At 71.5% G+C, this 21,310-nt stretch carries 15 protein-coding genes; 8 read left to right on the top strand and 7 right to left on the bottom strand.

What is annotated here, in order from left to right:
- Window positions 1-244, top strand: a 244-nt coding sequence (locus AB0I68_RS36345; protein ID WP_363181678.1) for a MerR family transcriptional regulator, incomplete at its 5' end; no start/stop codon positions are given.
- Window positions 245-256: 12 nt separating this feature from the next.
- Window positions 257-415, top strand: a complete 159-nt coding sequence (locus AB0I68_RS36350; protein WP_363181694.1) for a cold shock domain-containing protein — start codon at window positions 257-259, stop codon at window positions 413-415.
- 291 nt (window positions 416-706) lie between these two features.
- Here AB0I68_RS36350 and AB0I68_RS36355 read toward each other — a convergent pair whose 3' ends face one another.
- From AB0I68_RS36355 to AB0I68_RS36375, 5 genes are all read right to left on the bottom strand, one after another.
- A complete protein-coding gene (locus tag AB0I68_RS36355) occupies window positions 707-2,356 on the bottom strand; it encodes a sialidase family protein (protein ID WP_363181679.1) in 1,650 nt (549 codons plus the stop codon).
- A gap of 64 nt (window positions 2,357-2,420) precedes the next feature.
- Window positions 2,421-5,876, bottom strand: coding sequence for a hypothetical protein (locus tag AB0I68_RS36360; RefSeq protein ID WP_363181680.1), 3,456 nt, complete (start codon window positions 5,874-5,876; stop codon window positions 2,421-2,423).
- 41 nt (window positions 5,877-5,917) lie between these two features.
- Window positions 5,918-8,182 (bottom strand): hypothetical protein, encoded by a 2,265-nt coding sequence (locus AB0I68_RS36365; protein ID WP_363181681.1) that lies wholly within the window; start codon window positions 8,180-8,182, stop codon window positions 5,918-5,920.
- A 110-nt stretch (window positions 8,183-8,292) separates the two neighbouring features.
- Complete coding sequence (locus AB0I68_RS36370) at window positions 8,293-10,854, bottom strand: DUF6603 domain-containing protein (protein WP_363181682.1); 2,562 nt, start codon at window positions 10,852-10,854, stop codon at window positions 8,293-8,295.
- A gap of 712 nt (window positions 10,855-11,566) precedes the next feature.
- Entirely contained in the window at window positions 11,567-11,824 is a 258-nt protein-coding gene (locus AB0I68_RS36375; RefSeq protein WP_363181695.1) for a DUF5958 family protein, read from the bottom strand.
- Here AB0I68_RS36375 and AB0I68_RS36380 point away from each other — a divergent pair.
- From AB0I68_RS36380 to AB0I68_RS36390, 3 genes are all read left to right on the top strand, one after another.
- Window positions 11,776-12,054 (top strand): hypothetical protein, encoded by a 279-nt coding sequence (locus AB0I68_RS36380; protein ID WP_363181683.1) that lies wholly within the window; start codon window positions 11,776-11,778, stop codon window positions 12,052-12,054. The genes AB0I68_RS36375 and AB0I68_RS36380 overlap by 49 nt on opposite strands.
- 584 nt (window positions 12,055-12,638) lie before the next feature.
- Window positions 12,639-13,403, top strand: a complete 765-nt coding sequence (locus AB0I68_RS36385) for an alpha/beta fold hydrolase (protein WP_363181684.1) — start codon at window positions 12,639-12,641, stop codon at window positions 13,401-13,403.
- Between the two features lie 111 nt (window positions 13,404-13,514).
- On the top strand, window positions 13,515-16,361 hold the full coding sequence (locus tag AB0I68_RS36390) for an AAA family ATPase (protein WP_363181685.1): 2,847 nt from the start codon (window positions 13,515-13,517) through the stop codon (window positions 16,359-16,361).
- A gap of 121 nt (window positions 16,362-16,482) precedes the next feature.
- On the opposite strand, the gene AB0I68_RS36395 is transcribed toward AB0I68_RS36390, so the two are convergent.
- Window positions 16,483-17,088: a response regulator transcription factor gene (locus AB0I68_RS36395; protein WP_363181696.1), complete on the bottom strand. Its 606-nt coding sequence runs from the start codon at window positions 17,086-17,088 to the stop codon at window positions 16,483-16,485.
- A 19-nt stretch (window positions 17,089-17,107) separates the two neighbouring features.
- Window positions 17,108-18,415, bottom strand: a complete 1,308-nt coding sequence (locus AB0I68_RS36400; protein ID WP_363181686.1) for a sensor histidine kinase — start codon at window positions 18,413-18,415, stop codon at window positions 17,108-17,110.
- A 157-nt stretch (window positions 18,416-18,572) separates the two neighbouring features.
- Here AB0I68_RS36400 and AB0I68_RS36405 point away from each other — a divergent pair, with 157 nt between their 5' ends.
- Genes AB0I68_RS36405 through AB0I68_RS36415 form a run of 3 tightly spaced genes read left to right on the top strand, consistent with a single transcriptional unit; the run spans window position 18,573 to window position 21,242 of the window.
- Window positions 18,573-19,160: a hypothetical protein gene (locus tag AB0I68_RS36405; protein WP_363181688.1), complete on the top strand. Its 588-nt coding sequence runs from the start codon at window positions 18,573-18,575 to the stop codon at window positions 19,158-19,160.
- A gap of 40 nt (window positions 19,161-19,200) precedes the next feature.
- Entirely contained in the window at window positions 19,201-19,701 is a 501-nt protein-coding gene (locus AB0I68_RS36410; protein WP_363181689.1) for a PH domain-containing protein, read from the top strand.
- The gene (locus AB0I68_RS36415; protein WP_363181690.1) at window positions 19,698-21,242 is read left to right on the top strand and encodes a PH domain-containing protein; all 1,545 of its coding nucleotides are present in this window, start codon (window positions 19,698-19,700) and stop codon (window positions 21,240-21,242) included. Before AB0I68_RS36410 ends, AB0I68_RS36415 begins: the two co-directional genes overlap by 4 nt.
- The last annotated feature ends 68 nt before the right edge of the window (window positions 21,243-21,310 follow it).

Here is a 21,310-nt window from a genome sequence, read left to right on the forward strand (position 1 = left end):
CTTCCTCCGCGCCATCGGCGAAGCCCGCCTCATCACCCCGCTGCGCTCCGAGGGCGGACACCGCCGCTACTCCCGCTACCAGCTGCGCATCGCCGTCCGAGCCCGCGAACTCGTCGACCAGGGCACCCCCATCGAGGCCGCCTGCCGCATCATCATCCTCGAAGACCAGCTCGAAGAGGCCCAGCGCATCAACGCCGAATACCGCCGCACCGCCCCATCAGCGAATCCAACGGCCGCGGCTTGACCTGGGGCGCGCCTGCACATCGCTCAGGACGGTGGCGGTCCGGACGTCTTCGCCCACTATTCGGCGATCAATTCCTCGGGCTTCCGTGAGCTCCAGGAGGGCCAGGCCGTGACGTTCGACGTCACCCAGGGCCAGAAGGGCCCCCAGGCCGAGAACATCAACCTGGCCTGACCCTTCTCGACCCCATGGGCCGCTGAGCTTGCCCCGGGGCCCTGCTCCTTCAGGTTCATTCCCAGGAGGAGCAGGGCCTTCGTGTCCCTCCTTCGCTGCCCACGGTGCTCGGCCAGGAACGCGAACACGCTCCCGACCGGGATCAACTCCCGGCACGTAGCCCACACACCCGGCCCGACCGTCTCTCCGACCCACTCCCCTTGAACCACGAAGACGAGTCTGGCCCCGCCACTCCGGCGGATTCAACAAATCGTCGCAACACGAGGAGTGGTGGGGTCGTTCATCAGTCTTCTAGAAGACCAGGTTCAGGTATCCGTCGTGCTGGGTCACCGCCGGCGCCCGCGTCGACGCCTCGGCACCCGGCACGAGTACGGCGTCGCTCCAGGACTGGCCGCGGTTCGTGGACGTCGTCCACCGGATACCCGAGTTGTCCCGGAAGAAGCAGTGAAACTTGCCCGCAACGCTGAGCAGGACCGGCTTCGAGACCGTTCGGAAGTCGGCGACTCGTGCCGGGCTTCCCCACTCGAAGGAACTGGCTGAGCGAAGGTACATCGCTCCGTCCTCGGTCGCGAGCAGGCAGTGTGCGGGCGTCCCGTCGTTTCCCTTGGCTACCGCTGACACCCCGAAGGGCGAGGTCGCGTCGTTGAGTGTCTTGGTGTACCACCTGCTCCCGCCGGAGCCGTCATTTCCCATATGGACGAAGCCGATTGTGTCATCGGGCGCCCGGTACAGGAAGAAGAGCCACGTGCCGTCGGTCTTCCCCCAAGCGAGCGGCGAGGTTGATTTCCACTGCCGCTGGGGAGCCAGCAGACGTCCCCAGGTAAGGCCGCCATCCATGGAGCGGAACGCGTCGATGAAGTCCTCACGGTCACCGTGGACACACTCGATCCATCCGTCGGCGCCGCTGAACGCGGGCGCGCTTCGGCTCCGCCGCGCCAGCGTCAACTCCTCGTACTCCCAGTCCTTCCCGTCCCAGCCGACCCAGTGCCGCAGCTCGCCGTCGAAGTAGGTGCAGCGCAGCCGTCCGCCGAACGATGCCAGCGACGGGCTCGGGTCGGTGGTCGCGGCCGGAATCCAGACGGGTGCGCTCCAGTTTCCTGTCTCAGGGTCGAGCACGGTGTGCCGCAGATGCGTACCGGGGGCATACAGAGCGTCGGCCTCCACCAGCCTGGCCCGGAGGTCAGGCTTGATGACGGTGACCTGGGCGGAGAGGATCCGCACGACGGGGTTCGTCGGGTCGCCGGCGGTGGCGCGGAGGTAAAACGTGGTGTCGGACTTGATGCCTTCGATGTCCAGGCTGGTGCGGTTGGTGACATCGCGGTTGGTGCCCGGGTAAAGCAGTTCGTAGGTGGCGTTGGCGGATCGTTCCCAGGTGAGGTGGACGTCGCCGCCGTTGGGGATGATGGAGGGTTCGCACAGGAAGTTGCGCAGGTAGAAGTCGGCGGGGAACTTGCCCAGGTTGAAGACGGTGGGCCGGTTCTGGAACGCGCTGCTTCCGGTGCGGGAGCGTTCGGTGACGGTGATGGGCGCGGTGCCGACCTTGCGGCTGATCGGGATGTCGGACAGCTGGAGGGTGAAGCCGGTGTCCGGACCGATCGGAGCGTGACTCCCAGTGGGTGAGAAGACGAACTCCTTGGCGGCCGCGTCCAGCCGCACGGTCCAACCGGTGAGGGTGATCCGGGGGCTGATCTTTGCGAGGTCGGTGGCGAGGTCGGGGGCCATCGTCCCGGCCGGGATCTTCACCTTGATCCACTCGACGTCGGCCGGGATCCGGTCCTGTCGGGCGACGGAGATGATCAGTTCTCCGATCTCCTCGGGGACCTGTGGGTTCTCCGGTGAGGCCTTCAGCGGGCTGGGGGTGGTGGTGACGGCGTACGACAGCAGCGGGTCATCCGCCGCGGCGTCCGTGCCCGGGGCCTGGGTCTGCACGACGACACTCATGAATCTGCTCCTTCGGGGGTTCGGGCCGGCGCCGCCCGGGTGGAGCGGCGCCGGGGTGGTGGTGTCAGTCGCCGGTGCGGGTATGCGCGACGCCGTTGTCGAGGGTGAGGAAGCCGGAGCGGAGTTCGGGTGCGGCGAGGGGGAGGTCGTACTGGTCCTGGCTGAGGATGGGCAGGTTCTGCCAGTCGTCACTGCGATGTTCGGTCCAGGTCCAGGTGCCGAGGACGCCGGCCGGGGTGGGCATGAGGACGGTCTCTTCCAGCTGCCCTTGGCCGCCGCTCAGGTGGGTGGTGGCGGCAAGGAGCGGGCCGGTGCGGAAGTTGACCGTCATCCGGGTGATCGCCTGGTCGGTGAACTCCTGCGGGACGAAGACCTTCTTGGTGGCCAGGATGTCGGTGGTGGCGTGGACGGCTGCGCGCGGGTCCAGGAGCACGGTGGCAACGGCGGTGTTGTGGGTGCCGAAGTCCAGTTCGAGGCCGGGGGTGTCGCCGATGGGCCGCAGGTAGTCGCCGGCGCCGGCGGTCGGGTCGATCACGGTCTCGAAGTGGTCGTAGTCGTCGTCGAGGACGTAGCCGACGAGGCCGTCGTCGCTCTGCTGGGCTTCGCCGAGGCGGATCGCCCACGGGTAGGTGGGCAGCTCGGAGGCGGACGGCTCGAACAGGTTCTGCCAGCTGGCGTCGGTGCGCAGGGGGCCGCGCAGGTCGAGGGTGAGGCGGGTGCGGACCAGGGCGAGGGGGCGGCCGAGGAGGAAGCCGAGGCCGGGGTCGGCGGGCCCGTCGGGGTCGATGCTCTGCAGGGCGCGGTCGACGGTGGCCCGGAAGGCGTCGAAGGTCTCCTCACCCCGGGTCTTGATCGCGTCGAGGAGGCGGTAGGCGTGCGGGGCGATCGCTTCCAGCTGTTCTAACCGCTCGACGTCGGAGCCGGGCAGAACCGACCACGCAATCTCCCGCTGGCCGCCGCGGTTGAGGATGGCGCGCAGTTCGCCGAGCGCCGCGCCCTGGGGGGTGTGGACGACGAGGGACTTGTCGAGGCGGTTGTGCAGGAGCCAGGCGCAGACGGGGTTGGCGCCGGGGACGAGGTCGGTGTCGTCGTCGGTGGTGGCGGCGAGGAAGTCGAAGCGCAGGCGGGCCGGCTGCAGGAGGCGGGGTCCCAGTTCGACCAGGCGGTCGCTGTCGTACTCGGACACGGGGTGGGCGGGGCGCATGGTGTCAGGCATTTCGGGATGGAAGTGCGTGGGGTTGGTGATGAGGTTGACGGAGCGTCCGAAGCGGTCGACGACGGCGAGGTCGAGGAAGGCGAGCTGGCCGGCGCGCAGCTCCTGGAAAGTGGTCTCGGGCCAGGGGTCCCAGTCACTGGCGGGCAGGGCCCCGGGGTCCGGCGGCGGGTAGTCGCCATTGCCGATCAGGTCGGCGAGGTCGCCGGTGGGCTGGAGACCGGCCAGAGGCTGGCGTTGGGCGATGGCTGCGCCGAAGCCGTCGAGGCTCTGCGAGAGGTAGTTCGCCTCGCGGGCCTGGGAGCGGACACGCCGCAGGGCGTCGGCGGGCAGCTGGTCGCGCACGCGGCCGTAGGTCTGCAGGGTGCCGTCGATGATGTGGCCGGCGGAGGGGGCGAGGGTCTGGCGGCCGGAGACGACCAGGGGAGTGCCCGGCTCTGCGGTGCCGTTGTACTGGTAGCGGGAGCCGTCAACGAAGTCCCAGTAGGCGGTGTCGCCATCGCGCAGCGGCAGGGGGAAGTATTCGGCCTTCCACAGCAGGTAGAGGGGCTGCCAGGGCATGGCCCACGGTGTGGTGCCGTACTCGGGCAGGGTGCCGGTGACGTCGCGGATCGCACCGCTTGTCAGGGCGCGGTCGAGGATGAGGAACTCCGCGAGCAGGGCGGGCAAGCAGGCCGGCTGCCGGCCGGTGAGGTCGATCTGCGCGGCCACTGCTGCGATGTCGGCGGTGGTGATATCGGAGGCGACGGTGACAGTGCGCTCGGGGGTACGGCAGGGCAGGGCGGTGTCGCGGGTGAGGGGGGCGTGGAGGTTGGCGCCCTCCAGGGTGAGGACGGGGTCGGCGCTGTACTCGTAGTCCTGGGCGGGCACGCGGATGAGGCGGCGGGCGGCGCGGGTGCCGAAGGCCGGCTGCAGGGTGTCGATGCTCGCCGCGAGCTCGGCCTCAGTCCTGCCCCAGGGCAGTTCGGCGCGCTGCTGGGCCAGGCGGCGGGCGAGGGCGACGACGCGCCCGGCGGCCCCCTCGGCGTTGCCGGGGTCGAGTTCGGTTTCGATGCGTGCGTTGAAGTCGTCGGAGCGGCGCTCCAGGCGGCTGAGCCACCACAGGTGGTAGAGGCGTTCGCGGGCCGCGTCGAGGTCGGCTTCGGTGGCGTCGTGCTCGGCCTGGCGGCGGTTGAGGTCGCCGACGGTCTCGGCCTCCGCTGCCCGGGTGGTGTGGGAGAGGCTGCGGCCGGTTTCCTCGCCGCGCTCCCCGATGAACCAGCGGTAGCCGCCGGCGACGGGGCCGAAGGCGGTGTCGTGGGCGCGGCGGTCGGTGAGGATGTCGGCTTCGGGCCGGTCGCGTTCCTCGAGGGCGTCGATGCCGCCGAGGAGGAAGGCCCGGAACAGCTCGGCCTCCTCGGCCGAGAGAGTGCCCTGGCTGTCGGCTTGGGCGCCGAGTTCGGCGACCGCCTCGGCGATGCTGTTGGACACGATCGCGGTGACGTCCCCCGGGGCCGGGCAGGCCGAATCCGGGACGGGGCCGTTGAGGTCCCAGGTAAGGCCGAGGACCGTGCCGGAGTAGACGGAGGAGCGGATGCCGCTTCCGGACCCTGCGGGCGGCCTCCATTGCAGGCGCTCCAGTAGCGCGGCGAGGTCGTCGGTGCCGGCGAGGATGTCGCTGGCCGGGTCGGCGTACCAGCCGGCCACGAAGTAGCTGAGCCGCTCACGTTCGGGCAGCTGGCCCTCTGGCATGTCGAGGAGGGTGTCGTGCATGGAGAAGACATTGGTGTTGTAGGGCTGGAAGACGGAGAACGTCAGCAGGCCGGGGCCGATCGCGGTGAGGAACGGCGCGCGGCCGTTGGCGGGCTCTTGCCAGGGGCCGGTGAGCTGGTGGCATTTGCCGATCTTCGTGGCGGACGGCTCGGTGCTGTTCGGGTCCTGGAAGGAGACGGAGCCGTCCATCGCATCGAGGTAGTCGCTCTCGACGATCCACGCCGTGAGCGTGCGGGTGCTGTCGATGTGCCGCACGACGAGCCACCGGTTCGGGACCAGGGGGAAGTCGCCGACGCCTTCCTCCTCGTCGTGGCGACCTCGGGTGAGGGCGGCGGGCAGCTCCCACTGCAGGTAGACACCGAGCCGGTCCTCGCGTCCGGTCCACTCCTCGGGGCTGGAGAACGGGACCGGCTCCGGGGGGACGCCCTGTCCGATGTTCTTGAAGTTGGTGATCCACCGGTGGAAGACGTGCGGGGTGCCGGTGTCGCGGGTGGCCCGGTTGACGGCCAGGGCCGCGACCTCGATCGGCACGATGAGGGTGTTGTCCACGGACATGGGCCCGGGATCCTTTCGTCGGCGCGGGTGTTCGGCGGGGCTCAGGGCCGGGAGAACGTCTGCGCCTGCGGCGCGTTGATCATCTGGAGGGCGAACTGGGCGGAGGAGATCCGGGAGACCCCGTGCGCCTGCGACAGAGCGGGCAGCAGCGCGTCGCCGCCACCGTCGACGTTGAGGACGTCCAGGCCACCGGAGCGCAGGAAGCGGGCGAAGCGGCCGAAGACGTCGGAGCGGGCCGCGGCGGGCGGGAACTCCCCCATGGGGTGCCCGATCCGGTCGCCGGTGATCTCGCGCAGCTCGATCGTGCCGACGTCGCCGATGCCGAAGCACAGGCCGCGCGGCGGCTCGGCCAGCTCGAAACGGTCGATGACGGCGGGGAACAGCATCAGGCGCATCTCGGTGCCGAATACCGCGTCGCGCACGGGTTCGACGACATTGGGGCCGGCGTAGGCGGTGACGATGGTCTTCGGCCAGTTCGGGACCAGCGCGGAGTTGATCAGCACCGCGCACTTCGGCACCGGTCCGCCGTCGGCGGCGAGCTGGTTGAGGTCGGCATCCAGGGTGTGGCCCACGCCCACGCTCAGCGCGCCGTCCACCGCCGCCCGCACCCAGGCGGGGTCCACGTAGGCGAAGCGGATGCTCTCCGCGGGCAGGGCCCGGGCGTCGGGGACCAGGTGGGACAGGCTCAGCATCTCCAGCCGGCGCAGCGCGTCCAGCCAGCCGGTGACCTTTGCGAACTCGGCGCCGGCGGCTTGGGTGAGGAGGTGAGTGACGCCGGGCTGGGCGAGGACGGCCCGGACGTCGCCGGTGGCGCGGCGGGCGCGGACGCCGGTTCGGCGACGGCCGGCGCGCAGCTGAGGTCCGGCCTGGTGGAGGGCCTGGGTGAGGCGGGCGCTGCTGGCGCGGGCGTTGGCGCCATCACTGTCGCCGGTGGCCAGGAGGCGGTCGAACGCCTCGTAGGCCAGGGGCGCGGTGAGCTGGCGGGCGCTGAGCGCGCTCGCTGTCCGGGCGGCGAGTTCAGGGTGGGAGGCCAGGCGTCGGGCGGCGGAGCGGGCGGCGGAGCGGAACTCCAGCAGGGCGGTGCGGAACTCGGCGTCCGCGAGGGCCAGGGTGCGCCCCGTGGTGAAGGCTGCGGCGTAGGCGGTGTCGAAGACGCCGTACTGCTGCAGGTAGATCAGGGCCTCGCCGGGGGAGTCCAGGCGGCCTTCGGGTCCGGCGGCGGGTGCGGGCAGAGGCTGGGCGGGCTGGGCGGTGAGGGGGCCGCGGTAGAAGGCGAGGGTGCGTTCGCCGCTCTCCAAGCGCTGGGGCAGCGCGACAGCGCCGGCCCGCAGGCGAGCGAGGGCTTCGGCCTGCGGGGCGCTCGGGCCGGCCGGTGCCTGGACGGGCAGGCGCAGGCGCAGCTCGTCGGCGGGGCGTGGCGTCTTGCCGTCGGCGGTGGCCAGGTGCTGGGCGAGGTCGCCGAAGCCGACGCCGGAGTCGGGTTCAGCGGTGAAAGACCAGGAGGTGAGGGAGACCAGGCGAACGCCCTCGGCCGGTGCGGGGGCGGTGAGGTACTGGTCGTGGCCTTCGAGGGAGACCAGGTGGGCGACGTGTCGGCCGCCGGTGGCGGCGGGGAAGCGGTTGGCGACCAGGACGGCGTTGAGTTCGCCCTCGTCCGGTTCCGGGTCGTCGCCGAGGAGGGTGGCGTCGGGGCGGCCGCCCTCGCGCAGGTGGGCGAGGTAGCCCATCTCGGTGGGCAGCGGCTTGACCGCGTCGAACAGGGCGGCGGGCACATGGATGCTGGAGCACTGCTCGTCATACTCGTCCGGGCGCAGGCTCTCCGGCGGGAGGGCGGGTGGCGTGCCGGGGCCGTGGGCGCCGTCCAGGAGCCGGCACACGGTGCCGGCCTTGACCAGGCCGACCGCGTCCGGGTCCTCGGGCAGTTCGTCCTCGCGGAACAGCAGCAGGGCCATCCACGGGACGGCACCCGGCTGGTCCGGCCCGAGGAGGCGGTTCCAGGGCAGGCCGGGGGCGTCGAGGTTGATGTGCGCGAGGGTGAGGCTGTAGGTGCCGACGGCGTCCGGCACGGGGAACTGCGCGTTGATGCCGGTGGGGTCGAAGCTGAAGCGCGGCTGGACGACGTCGAAGGGCTGCGGGGTCGCGTCGATGACGCGGTCGGCGCCGTCGAGGTCCTTGAGGGTCTGCCGGTTGTCGATCTGGTAGCGGCCGGCGTACAGGGAGGGGATGCGGTGGTCGAAGAACCGGGTGCGGTGCTGGGCCGCCGGTGCGCTGGTGCGCTGCCGGGGTGGTTCGGAGGTGGTGGTCATGGGCGTGCCTTTCGACAGGACGCGTCGGGTGGAGAGGTCACGGGCGCCGCGTGGGCGCGGCGGCACGGACCGCCCGCACGACGGGGCGGGCGGCCTGGTAGCGGCTCGGGTCAGCCGGCGACGAGCATGGGCTCGGCGGTGAAGGCGGTGCCCGCGGAATGCGCGTAGCTGCTGAGATCGGTGTCGAGGACGCCGAGATCCGCGCCGAGACCGGCCAGGGCCTGGGCCAGGGCGGTGCGGTTGCTGCGGGTGGCGGTGGTGTCGATGCCGTCCTGGATCGTGGCGATGACGCCGCCGGGCCGCGTCGGCTCGGGGCCGGTGGCGTCTTCCCCGGAGAGGGGCTGGTTGCCGTCGGGGTTGATCGGGTCGAAGGAGATGGCCTTCTCGTCGAGGAACCCGGTGGAGGTGCCGTGGTCGACCGGCGGGGACGTCAGCCGCATCCCGAGGATCCGGTCGGCGATGATCCCGTCGTTCGGCGCGTCCGGCTGCTGGCCCCACAGGCCGTTGGGCACGTTTCCGCGCAGGACCGCGCGGCCCCAGGGGGCCAGGGTGGCAGGCCGGCCGTTGTAGGCGAGCCAGATCCGCAGTTCACTGCCCTTGCCGCGGGCGTGCATGGGCAGGATGTCCACGGTGGTGTCGGTGGCGACCTCGATGCTGTCGCTGTCCTGGTTCAGGTAGACCTTGCTGACCGGGGCCTGGGTGTCGGCGGTGAACGTGAAGCCGCCGTTGCTGACCAGCCACGGCTTGACGGCGCTTGGCGTGCCATCCGCGCTGTAGCCGGCGATCGGGGCGCCCTCGCCGGTGTAGCCGGCGATCGCGGTGGTGCGGACCATGTTCTCGGGCGGCGGCAGCATGCCCTGGAAGCCGCCCCAGTCCAGCGCGGGGGTCTGGTCGCGGCGGTCGGCGCCGAAGCCGATGGTGAAGGAGATGAACCACAGGTGGACTGTGGCCTCGCCGCCGACCGCGGGGCCCCAGACGCGGACGCTGACGCCGACCTCGATCGAGATCCGGATCTTGACGAACCAGATCTTGATGGTCGCGGAGACCCCGACCCGGATTCCCATGGCGACGTCGAAGTAGAAGGGGTTCCACTCCAGCAGGGCGTCGATGCGGGCGGTGAGCCAGGCGCGGAGCATCCCGGACTGGAAGACGACCTCCAGGGATCCGCCGGCCATCAGGGACTTGGGGGTGAACGCGGCATAGGCGTTGCCGGTGATGTTGACGGTGGACCCGACGCCCCAGGTCAGGCCGGCCGGCTGCTGGCGTGGATAGCGGGCGGGCAGTTCCCGTCCGGCGGGGATCGCGCCGAGCATGAACGCGAAGTCGCCGGCCTGGGGGTGATCGCCGAACCAGAACTTCATGCCGACGCCGCCGCGCAGCTTGCAGTTCGGGTCGATGAGGAACGTCTTCTCGGTGAACGCCGCGCCGATGCTCAGCTCCCCGGCCGTCGGGCGCAGGGTGGCCTCGATGCCGATCTCCACCCGGGCGATCTTCTTGTCGCTCTTGGTGGGCAGCTGCATGCCCGCCACACCGAGCAGGCTGATCGTGAGGTCGGAGCCGGTCTGGACGAGTGCCATGGCGTGGCCGCGGAAGGTCTCGAAGCAGTCGAAGGCCAGGCCGGCGGCGAACCAGAGGTCGCCCTGCTGGGGGCGCACCCACGGGTTGGAGCCGCCGATCAGTTCGCCGAGGACCTTGAGCGGGTCGACTTCCTCGTCGTCGGCGCCGATCTCGCCCGGGTTGTCGAGCGCGACCAGGAACGGGAAGCTGCCCAGCGCGTCGGCTGCCGGGACCCGCACACGGCTGTTCCAGCCGAACCCGGCGGAAATACCGCGCACCTGGAACAGCGGCGGGCCGAAGCCGGTCTGGCTGCCCAGCGAGCCATAGGCGAACAGCGACGGATCGGCGCTTCCGTCGGGAATGACGTAGGCGCCCATGGCGGAGCCGTTGAACGCGCCGGTATCCACCAGCAGCACCCCGCCGACCACCGTTTTGTAGGGCGGGGTGGCCGGCAGCGCGGTCAGCGCGCCGGCGATCCGCAGCGGCGGGTTGTAGTAGTCAACACTCAGGCCGTTGTCGCCGCCGGGTGTGCCGATCGGCGACCAGCCCCGTACGGCCGGGGAGTCGAGGACGCGCACACCCTTGCGGCGCCGCGGCCCGGGGCGGGGGGTAAGGATGCCGTGCTCGGTGACCAGAGCGCGGGGGGCGCGGTCGCGGGCGGCGCCGTCAAAGTGCCGCACTACGGGCACGGGACGCCCAAGGCCGTCCAGGCGTTCGGGGTCGGTCAGCGGCGCAGGGCTGCGCCTAGTGAGTCGCAGGGCCCGGCCGTCCGTCAGCGCCCAGGCTCCAGCGGGCAGCGCCGCCCCGTCCGGAGTCCCGTCGACCAGGACCAAACCGCAGCCCTTGCCGAGATCAACCGCGGCCACCATTCCGGTCACCCACCCGTCTTCGACGGTGAACGCGACGTCCACCGGCGCCAACGACGCAGTGATCTTCGCCTGCCCGCCCACCGACAAGGCCTGCGGGTCACACACCGCGCCGTCGATCCGCACACTGCCGCCCGGGAAGACGAGCGCTGCGGTGTCCGGGTCGGCGAACACGGACACCGGGATCACTACCGCACCACCCGCCGCCTGGTCGAGGAGCTCCCGTACGTCTTCAACGCGTGCTTTCACAGTGATCCAGCCCTCTACTCGCGGTACAAGGGAAGGCGAAAGCACGCCCATCAACCCGGCGCTTCCGCTGCGAGGAGCCTAGTCAGCGCAACACTAAGAGGTCACCTATAACTACTTTGCGTAATAAACTTGGCTGAAAGGTACGCAAACCGCATCCCTTTCGGACGCGTCGCCAGACTGCGCCGCCAGGCGCGCAGAAACGTTTCCAGCTGGCCTCGCAGAACCTCGAGATGCCAACCAGCAGGGCATAGCTGCCGGTGGGGCCCTGGGACGCGCCGAGGCGCGAGACCGGTAACAAGCCAGCCCGGAGGGCTGAGCGGCTCTGACGGCAGTGCAAGTCCCAAGAGGGAGGCCGGACGGGGAAACGTCCGGTGCCGGCAGGCGCAGCAGTTGGAACAGTGGCTCGCTCTCTGCGGCGAATGCCCGGACGAGTGCGGCAGCCCGCCCCGCCGCCGCATCCCAAGCGACGCCGCGGCAGACGAGGGACATCCCCACGTCCGAAGGGGCCGGCGAACCATCTGGCTTGTGCGTACCGCCCAATCGAGGTGGCGGCGCGGTGGTGGCTCCCGGCCGCGGACGACGGGGTATCGATGTGTGAATGGGTGGTGTGGTGGCAGCGGTTGGTTGTCAGCGGGTGACCGTGTTCGCGTGCGACGGTTGCTGACTGCTCTGGGCGGCGGCCGCACGGGCTGGAGCTGGGGGTGGCCGTCTGTTACGGCTGCTCGGCCTCTGCTGACGTTGAGGGCAGGTTGTGCCATGGGTGTCCGCAGGCGCTCTTGCGGTACGTCTGTCTGCGGCGGGTGTCGGCGACGGCGAACACGCAGACGGGGACGCGGAACGCTTTGACGTATTCGTCGGCGGGGAGCGACGCGCGAGACCGCAGCCCCCGTGCGCACCTGCGTACCGGCCTCCTCCGCCGCCTTGACCAGCGAAATCGGCATTGACGAGCTGACCACCCCGGAGGGGGCAGCCGGGGGGATGCCGGCTGCCGTCGCCGTGGCCTGCTTCGCCTGGCAGGCCGCGCAGTCCGTCTGCTCGGGGCGGCGGACGATCGCCGGCAGGGCCCGCGAACTCGCCTTCACCGCCGCCGTGCCGGACAACCGCGCCCAGCTGTCCCGCGCGGCAATCGACTTCGGCACCGCCTCCAGTCGACCTACAGCCCCTTCGACACTCGTCTCCTGCCCAGGCAAGCAGCGGTGACGGTTGCCCGCCAAGTCTCCCGTGAAGCGGAGGCCGAGGGCATGAAGCCCGCGACGGTGCAGTTCGTCCAAGAGCCGAGCGAACACCCCCTACAGGTCCTCACTTGCATGGCCGAAACAAGTACCCCACTTGAGTCGCTTCAGCCACTGCATTTAAGCCATCGACCCGTCTGACTCGCCCGAATGACGCCGTAGCCGACCGGAAGGCCGGTCGCCCGGCCCCCGCCGCCCTCCATGAGACGGGTGACGGCCCGAAGCCTGCGCACCCATCCACCCATCCACCCATGCGCCTACGGCTCTTGTGGGCCGAACGCGTCCCGCAGCCCGACGTGCGTGGCCAGTAACCGCACCCACTGCGCACATCGGCGGATGGCTGATTTCAGGCCACCGCACCCATAGCGCACATCGGCGGCCAGCTGATTTCAGGCCGCCATAGGGGGGCCAATGTAGGGGTACTGGACGCAGGGGGGCTCTGCTAGACATGAGGCAAACGGAACGCGTGTACGGGTGTGGCCGCAACCTTCAGATCAGATCTGACGGACTGTCGTGCTGTGCCCGGACAAAGAACACGGAGTTTTCATCCCCTTGATCGACAACCAGAATGCCGACGCCTGGATCCGCCGCTATCAGGCCGCGGACGACGCTGCGATCCGGCTCGTCTGCCTGCCGCACGCCGGCGGATCCGCCTCCTTCTACTTCCCCATGGCCCAGGCACTGGCACCCGCGGTGGACGTCCTCTCCGTGCAGTACCCCGGACGTCAGGACCGCCGACACGAGCCGGGCATCACCGACATCGGTGTCTACGCCGACGCCCTGACCAGCGCACTCCTGCCCTGGGTGGACCGCCCGCTGGCCCTCTTCGGCCACAGCATGGGCGCCGCCCTCGCCTTCGAGGTGACGCGCCGTCTCGAACGCGACCACGGCATCGACCCGGTCCGCATCTTCGCCTCGGGCAGGCGCTCGCCCTCCAGCCACCGCCCTGAGACCGTGCACCTGCGCGACGACGACGGCATCGTCGCCGAAATGCGCGAACTCAGCGGTACCGACGCCGCCATTCTCGGCAACGAGGAAATCCTGCGCATGGTGCTCCCCGCCATCCGGAGCGACTACACGGCCATCGAGAACTACCGCGCCGCTCCCGAGCACACGGTGAAGACTCCCGTCACCGTGTTGACCGGCGAATCCGACCCGCGCACCAGCCGCGAGGAAGCCGAAGCCTGGGAAGGCCACACCCTCGGTGGATTCGGTCTCCAGAGTTTCCCTGGAGGCCATTTCTTCCTTGCCAAGCAACAGGCGCAGGTCTTGAAGATCGTTTCTGAAGAGCTCGCAGCGGCCGCCCGGAAGGGCTGAGCCGGCCGCCGGGCGGGCCGCACGACCTACGGCCCGCCCGGCAGGCGCGAGGAACGCAGGACCGGTGCACCGCAGGGCGCACATCCGAACACCCCCGGGGAAGGGAACGCAGTGGTTGCAAGGTTCGTCGAGCGCGAGAAGCAGTGGGAGGCGCTGAACGACCTGCTCGGGAGCGCCCGCCGGGGCCGCGGCCGCGTCGCCGTCATCAGCGGGCCGATCGCCGCGGGCAAGACGGCCCTGCTGGAACGCTTCACCGAGGAGGCCGTCTCCGCGGGCGCGCTGGTTCTGGAGGCCGCCGGATCCCGCGCCGAGCGCTACCTCTTCTTCGGCATCCTGCGCCGCATCCTCGACGGCGCCGCCCCCCTCGATCCCGCCGTCCACGCCGAGGCCACCGCCCTCCTCGACGGCGTCGCCGCCCAGGCCGTGGACACCGGCGACACCGTGGCCGCCGTCGAGGCCGGCATGCGCGTCCTGCCGCACGTCTGCGCCTCCCTCCTGCGCATCGCCCGCGACCGCACCATCGTCATCGCCGTCGACGACGTCCACCACGGCGACGAGCTCTCCCGCGCCTTCCTGCTCTGTCTGGCCCGCCGCGTCCGCCAGTCCGGCGTCCTGATCGTCCTCACCGAGGGCGTCCGACTGCTGCCCGCCCAGCTCGCCTTCCACGCCGAACTGCGCCGCCAGCCCCACTGCACCGCCATCCGCCTGCCGCTGCTCTCCGCGGAAGGCACCGCGCGCATCCTGTCCGGCCCCTTCTCCGCGGCCGCCGCACGGCTCGCCGCCGACTGCCACGACACCACCGGCGGAAACCCGCTCCTCGTCAAGGCGCTCCTGGAGGACGGACTTGCCGCCCTCGGCGACAGCGAGCCCTTCCAGCCGCTCGCCCCCGCCGAGGCCTTCGAACGTGCCGTCCTGGACTGCCTGCACCGCGGCGACCCCGACCTGCTGGCCGTCGCCCGCGGCATCGCCGTCCTCGGCGACGCCGCCCCCGCGGCCCTCGTCGCCCGCATCACCGACGTCCACGTCCGCGCCGTCGAACTCGCCATCCAAGACCTCACCCGGTGCGGCCTCCTGCACGACGGCGCCTTCCGCCTGACCGCCACCCGCGCCGCCGTCCTGGCCGCGGCCCCGCCCGGGGCGCTGTCCGCGCTCCACCAGCGCGCCGCCCGCCTCCTGCACGAGGAGGGCGCCGCCGCCCTCGACATCGCCCGCCACCTCCTCGCCACCCGCAAGCCGGCCGAGGAATGGGCGATAGCCGTCCTGCAGGAGGCGGCCGAGTACGCACTCGTCGGGGACGACCCCCAGCTCGCCCTGAGTTGCGGCGAACTCGCCGTCGACTCCTGCCCCGAGGGCTCGCGCCGCACCGCCCTGAAGTCCCGCCTCGTCAGCATCATCTGGCGCAGCAGCCCGGGCGCCGCCGAAGGACACCTGCGCCAGCTGTCCCGCGAGTTCCGCGCCGGCCGCCTCAGCGACCGCGACCTGCTGCACGCCGTGAGCTGCCTCGCCTGGATGGGCGAGGCCCGCCCGGCCGCCGAGGCCGTACGCCGCCTGCAGACGGCCGCGCAGCAGGCCGAGGAGGCCGGGCAGCCCTTCGCCTACGCCCCCGACACCCTCGCCGCCGCACAGAGCTGGCTCTCCCTGGTCAGCCCCCCGGTCCGCGAGGCGTTCACCGCCGACGGCCCCGCCCGGCCCGAGCCCGCCGCCCACGGCACCGCCGCCCCCTACGACATGCCCGAAGACGCCCACCTGCCCGCCGCCGAGGCCCTGCGCACCGCCTTGCGTGGCGGCCCGGGCGACGCGGCCGTAGCCGAGGCCACCCGGGTGCTGCAGCGCTACCACCTCAGCGACCGCACCCTCACCCCCCTCGTCCTCGCCGTCATGGCTCTGATCTATGCGGGTAGCCTCGACCTCGCCCTGACCTGGACCGACCGGCTCCTCGCCGAGTGCTCCGGCCGCAACGCCCCGACCTGGCATGCCACCCTCGGCGTCGTCCGGGCCGAAGTCGCCCTCCGCCAGGGCGACCTGCCCGGCGCGGCCGCCCAGGCCCGGCAGGCCATGTCGCTGATCTCCACGCAGTGCTGGGGCGTCGGCATCGCCCTGCCGCTCGCCGTCCTCATCGAGGCCGAGACCCAGATGGGCAACCTCGACGAAGCGATGGCCCTGCTCGAACAGCCCGTACCCGAACTGATGCCGGAGACGCAGCTCGGCCTGCACTACCTCCGCGCCCGGGGCCGCTGCCACCTCGCCACCGGCCGCTACCACGCCGCCCTGCGCGACTTCCTCACCTGCGGCGAACTCATGCAGGCCTGGGGCATGGACGCCGCCGAGCTGGTCCCCTGGCGGCTGGACGCCGCCGAGGCCTGGCTCGCCATCGGCAACGTCGCCCGCGCCCGCGAGTACGTCGAGCAGCAGAAACAGCGCGAGGCCAGCCCCTCCGGCGTCCGGCCGCGCGGACCCCTGCTGTACGCGCTCGCCCGGACCAGCGGCGACCTCACGTACCGGCTGAAGCGGCTCACCGAAGCCGTCGAACTCCTCGAACAGGGCGAGGACCGGCTCCAGCTCGCTCGGGCCCTGGGCGAACTGGGCAGCGCCCACCGCACCGCGGGGGACTACAACCGGGCCCGGATGCTCGTCCGCAAGGCCTGGCACGTCGCCAAGTCCTGCGGGGCGCAGCCCCTGTGCCAGCAGTTCACCCCCGGCCAGGGCGGCGGAGAGCCCGTCACCACCGGGCGCGAGGCGGAACCGCCCCGGGAGGCAGAGGTGCTCTCCGAGGCGGAGGCGCGGGTGGCCCTGCTCGCCGCCCGCGGCCACACCAACCGGGAGATCGCCACCAAGCTGTACGTCACCGTCTCCACGGTCGAGCAGCACCTGACCCGGATCTACCGCAAGCTGAAGGTCAAACGGCGCCGGGACCTGCCGGCCCGGCTGTGGGACCTGAGCCTGCCGGGGATCGCCTGAACCCGGCGGCCCCGGCCGCGGCCGCGCGGGCCGTGCTCCCGCCGGGGCCGTCCCGCGGCAGGCCGGAGCACGGGACCCCGGCGGGAAGGGCACCGGCCGGAAGCGCACCGGCCGGGGGGTGTCAGGACAGCAGGCCCCGCTCCAGGGCCGTGATCACCGCGGCCGTGCGGTCCGACACCGACAGCTTCTTGAACGCCCGCAGCAGGTGCGTCTTCACCGTCGCCTCGCTGATGAACAGCCGGCGCCCGATGTGCGCGTTGGTCAGGCCCTGCCGGACCAGCTGCAGCACCTCCCGCTCCCGCTCCGACAGCACCGGTGCCTTCACCACCCGCGCCCGGAACAGCTTCGGCGCCAGCGACGGCGTCAGCACCGTCTCGCCGCGCGCCGCCGCCTTCACCGCGTGCACCAACTCCTCGCGGGAACTGCCCTTGAGTAGGTACCCGGCCGCACCGGCCTCCACCGCCCGCAGGATGTCCGCGTCGTCCTCGTACGTGGTGACGATGACGACCTTGGTCCCCGGCGACTCCCGCAGGATGTGGCCCGTCGCCGTCACCCCGTCCATCGCGCCCATCCGCAGGTCCAGCAGGACGATGTCCGGCCGCAGCCGCGCAGCCAGGAGCACCGCCTCCTCACCCGAACCCGCCTGCCCCACGACACGGATGCCCTCGTCCAGCTCCAGCATCGCCGACAGGCCTTCCCGGACCACCGGATGGTCGTCGACCAGCATCACCCCGATCGGGCCGCGCTCACTCACCGTCCGGCTCCTGCCCCACCGGGCCCAGCGGCACCAGCACCTCGATGACCGTGCCCGTCCCCGGGCAGCTGCTGACCTCTGCCATTCCGCCGATCTCCTCCACCCGGGTACGCATCCCGCGCAGCCCGAAGCCGCTCTGCCCGCCGCCGCCCTCCGCGTCCCGCGGGGCGTCCGGCGAAGTGTCCAATGTGAAGCCGGGGCCGTCGTCGCGGACCACGAGCCGTACCGCGTCCGGCGCGTACGCCACCAGCACCTCCACCCTACGGGCGCCCCGCGCGTGCTTGCGCACATTGGCGAACGCCTCCTGTGCGGAGCGCAGCAGCACCACGCTCACCGCCATAGGCAGTGGCTGCTCCTCGCCCCGCGCCGTGCACCGCACCACCAGACCCGTCTCCTCCCGGAGCAGGTCCGCCTGCCGGTGCACGGCCTGCACCAGCGAACTCTCCCGCAGCGGCGGCGGGGTCAGCGCCGAGACGAAACCGCGGGCCTCCGCCAGACTGTCCTGGGCGACCCGCCCGGCCAGCCCGAGCCGGTTGCGGGCCCGCTCCGGGTGGGCGACCACGTCCGACTCGGCGGCCTGCACCAGGCCGATGATACTGGTCAGGCTCTGCGCCAGCGTGTCGTGGATCTCCCGCGCGAGCCGCTCCCGCTCCGCGGAGATCCCCGCCTGGTGAGACAGCCGGGCCTCCCGCTCGCGGCTGCGCCGCAACTCGGCGATCAGCTCCGCCCGGTCGGCGCTCTGCCGCACCACCCGCGTGATCCACAGGCCGAGCAGCACCGACAGCGCGATCCCGAGCAGCGAGATCGGCAGCACCGACAGGATGTGCGGATCGAACTCCCCGCCCCGCAGCCACACCACCGTCACCGGCCACAGGTTCGCCAGCACCACCAGCACGATCGCGGGCGGCGTCGACAGGCTCATCATCAGCATCGGCACCACCGCGAACAGCGCGAAGGAAGCCGCCAGATCGAGCAGGCCGGCCGCGGCGAACAGCACGAACAGCCCGACGGAGAACACCACGCTCCGCCGGCCCTTCGACCCGTTCATCATCAGCCGCCGCCCCAGCCCCGCGTACCAAGGCACGATCAGGGTCAGCGCGCCGATGGACAGCGCCCGGTGGGTCTGGCTCTCGGTGGACGTGAAGAGCAGAATGACGGTGACGAGGTAGGAGATCGCGAAGTAGCCGTCCCACAGGCCGAACCAGCGGCTTCCGGAATCGGGGCCGTAGTTCGCGGCCGCCCGCGGGGTCGGCCCCTCACCCTTCGTCCCTGCCTGCGTCTCCTCGGGGTGTATGTGCACGGCACCAGTCCTACCACGACCCCCGCACGTGTCCGACGATCGGTGGACAGCCGGTCCCACCGATCGGTCGTCCCGCCGCCCGCAGCGCCCCGCCTACCGTGGAATCCAGGAAGAAGCGAGGGACTTCGAGGAATGCGGGAAGGGCGGGTTCGGGCACGTGGGCCAGTTCACGACGGCACTCATCACCTGCGGGTCGATCCTGGCCGTCATCCTCGCGACGGATTCCGGCAACCGGCGCATCACCGCCGTGAGGACCGCGGCCCCCACACTGGTGGCCGTCCTCGCCGTCGCCGTCTGCGTAGACTCCTTCCCGACCGCGGGCAACGACATGTCGCTGCACCTCGCCGGGATCGGGGTCGGGGCCATCTGCGGCCTCGTCGCGAGCTCCCTGCTCGGCGCCCACAGCGACCGGGCCGGGGACATCCGCAGCACCGGCGGACCCGGGCACGCGGCGGTCTGGATCCTGCTGTGCGCGGGCCAGATCCTCTTCGCCTACGGGTGCGAGCACTGGTTCGGCGCACGCATGACCCGGTTCACCACCGACTACCAGCTCAGCGGCAGCGACGTCCTCATCAGCTCGCTCGCTCTGATGTCGCTGTCGATGGTGACGGCCCGCACCGCGGTGCTGCAGTCCCGGTTGCGGGCCGTCCGGGCCGCGACCGCCCCCGTCGCCGAAGCCGCGCCCGACGACGACACCGATGCCGAAGCCGACCGCGCTCACCGACGACAGCGCGGCACGAGTTGACCGGCGAGATCCACGACCGTTCAGGAACAAGGGTGAAGCAGTGCTAGACAACCAAGAACTGAGGCTCCGTCCGCCTCACAACCGCGTCGAGAGCCGCGCCGTCGGCTGGTGGACCCTCCAGTCGTCCCTCTTCGCCCTGCCGCTCCCGCTCGTCTTCGGCGTGCTCTGGCTCACCATCGCACCGGCCCGGTTCGTCTTCGGCCCGCTCTTCCTCGTCGCCCTCGTCCCCGGACTCCTCTACATGGGCGTCATGCCGATATGGCGCTACCGGGTCCACCGCTGGGAGGTGACCGACGAGGCCGTCTACGCCGCCTCCGGCTGGCTCTGGCAGCGCTGGCGGGTCGTCCCCCTCTCCCGCGTCCAGACCGTCGACATGATCCGCGGCCCGCTCCAGCAGCTGTTCAAGCTCTCCGGGATCACCGTCACCAGCGCCTCCTCCGCGGGCGCCGTGAAGATCAAGGGGCTCGACCACGGCACCGCCACCGAACTCGTGGAACACCTCACCCGGTCCACCCAGGCCGTACCCGGAGACGCCACATGAGCCCCGACACCGCGGTGCGGCTCACCACGGACCGGACCCCCGACGACACCTGGGGGCGCCTCAACCCCCGCCTGATCCTCGTCAACCTGAGCGTGGTGGCCGCCCCCCTGGCCACCTTCGGCGCTACCACCGCCCTCGCCGGCGGCAAGGTCACCCTCCAGGTCCTGATCACCTGCGCCTCGTTCCTCATCACCTGCCTCGTCATCTCCGGCATCAGCCTGATGCGGTACTTCACCACCCGCTACCGGATCACCGGCGACCGCGTGGAACTCCACAAGGGGTACTTCTTCCGCAGTGAGCGCTCCGTCCCCGTCGACCGCATCCGCAGCGTCGACCTGACCGCCAAACCCCTCCACCGGATCTTCGGCCTCACCTCCCTGAAGGTCACCACCGGCGACCAGGGCTCCGCCTCCGGCGGCCTGTCCCTGGAGGGCCTCGCCGTCCGCGATGCCGCAGCCCTCCACCGGCACCTCAGCGAACTCCGTCAGGCCCGCCACGGGCTCGCCCCCGCCGACCCCGCCGCCGACACCACCATCGCCGAACTCGACTGGGCCTGGCTGCGCTACGCCCCCCTGACCCTCTGGGGCGTCGGCGGCGTCTTCATAGCCGTCGGAAGCGTCTACCGCACCCTGCACGAGATGAAGATCGACCCGCTGGAACTGGGCATCGTCAAGGACATCGAGGCCCGCTTCGGCTCCGTACCCCTGTGGTACGGCATCCTCGTCACCCTCCTCGTCCTCGTCCTCATCGGCGTCCTCGGCTCCACCGCCACCTTCATCGAGGGCTGGGGCGCCTACCGCCTCGACCGCGAGGAACCGGGCATGATCCGCGTCCGCCGCGGCCTGCTCATCACCCGCTCCGTCAGCATCGAGGAACAGCGCCTGCGCGGCGTCGAAGTCGCAGAACCCCTCCTGCTGCGCTGGGCCCGCGGCGCCCGGGTCAAGGCCGTCGCCAGCGGCCTCGGCGACGAGGACGAGAACAGCAGCCGCAGCCGCCTCACCCCGCCCGTCCCCGTCGCCCTGGCCCGCGAGATCGCCGCCGACGTCCTGCGCGAGACCGTCTCCCCGACGACCGCCGCCGACCTCGCCGCCCACCCCCGGGCCGCCCTGCGCCGCAGGATCAACCGCGCCCTGATCTGGGCCGCCCTGCTCGCCGCCCCGTTCGTCGGCATCGGGCTGTGGCTCACCCCGGTCCTCGTCCACACCGGCTGGATCACGGCCGTCGTGCTGTTCCTCATCGGCACCGCCTTCGCCCACGACGCCTACCGCAGCCTCGGCCACGCCCTGTACGGCCCCTACTTCGTCACCCGGGCCGGCACCTTCACCCGCCGCACCGTCGCCTTCCAGCGCGACGGAATCATCGGCTGGTCGATCACCCGGTCCGCCTTCCAGCGCCGGGCCGGACTGCTCACCCTGGGCGCCGCCACCGCCGCGGGCAACGGCGTCTACAAGGTCCGCGACGTACGGGTCTCCGACGGCCTCGCCTTCGCCGAGGAGGCCGTACCCGGCCTGCTGGCGCCGTTCATCGAACGCCGCCCCTAGACCAACTGGCGAACCCCCGGGAGGAGGAGGGGCGGTCCCCGCGACCGTCCCTCCTCCTCTATTTTCCC

Origin of the sequence: Streptomyces sp. NPDC050448 (assembly GCF_040655295.1) — a bacterium.
Lineage (GTDB): Bacteria > Actinomycetota > Actinomycetes > Streptomycetales > Streptomycetaceae > Streptomyces.

Excerpts from the sequence above, each read along its gene's own strand:
- AB0I68_RS36355 (WP_363181679.1), bottom strand. The coding sequence starts at position 2,356 with ATGAGTGTCGTCGTGCAGACCCAGGCCCCGGGCACGGACGCCGCGGCG.
- AB0I68_RS36360 (WP_363181680.1), bottom strand. The coding sequence starts at position 5,876 with ATGTCCGTGGACAACACCCTCATCGTGCCGATCGAGGTCGCGGCCCTG.
- AB0I68_RS36365 (WP_363181681.1), bottom strand. The coding sequence starts at position 8,182 with ATGACCACCACCTCCGAACCACCCCGGCAGCGCACCAGCGCACCGGCG.
- AB0I68_RS36395 (WP_363181696.1), bottom strand. The coding sequence starts at position 17,088 with ATGCTGGTCGACGACCATCCGGTGGTCCGGGAAGGCCTGTCGGCGATG.
- AB0I68_RS36415 (WP_363181690.1), top strand. The coding sequence starts at position 19,698 with ATGAGCCCCGACACCGCGGTGCGGCTCACCACGGACCGGACCCCCGAC.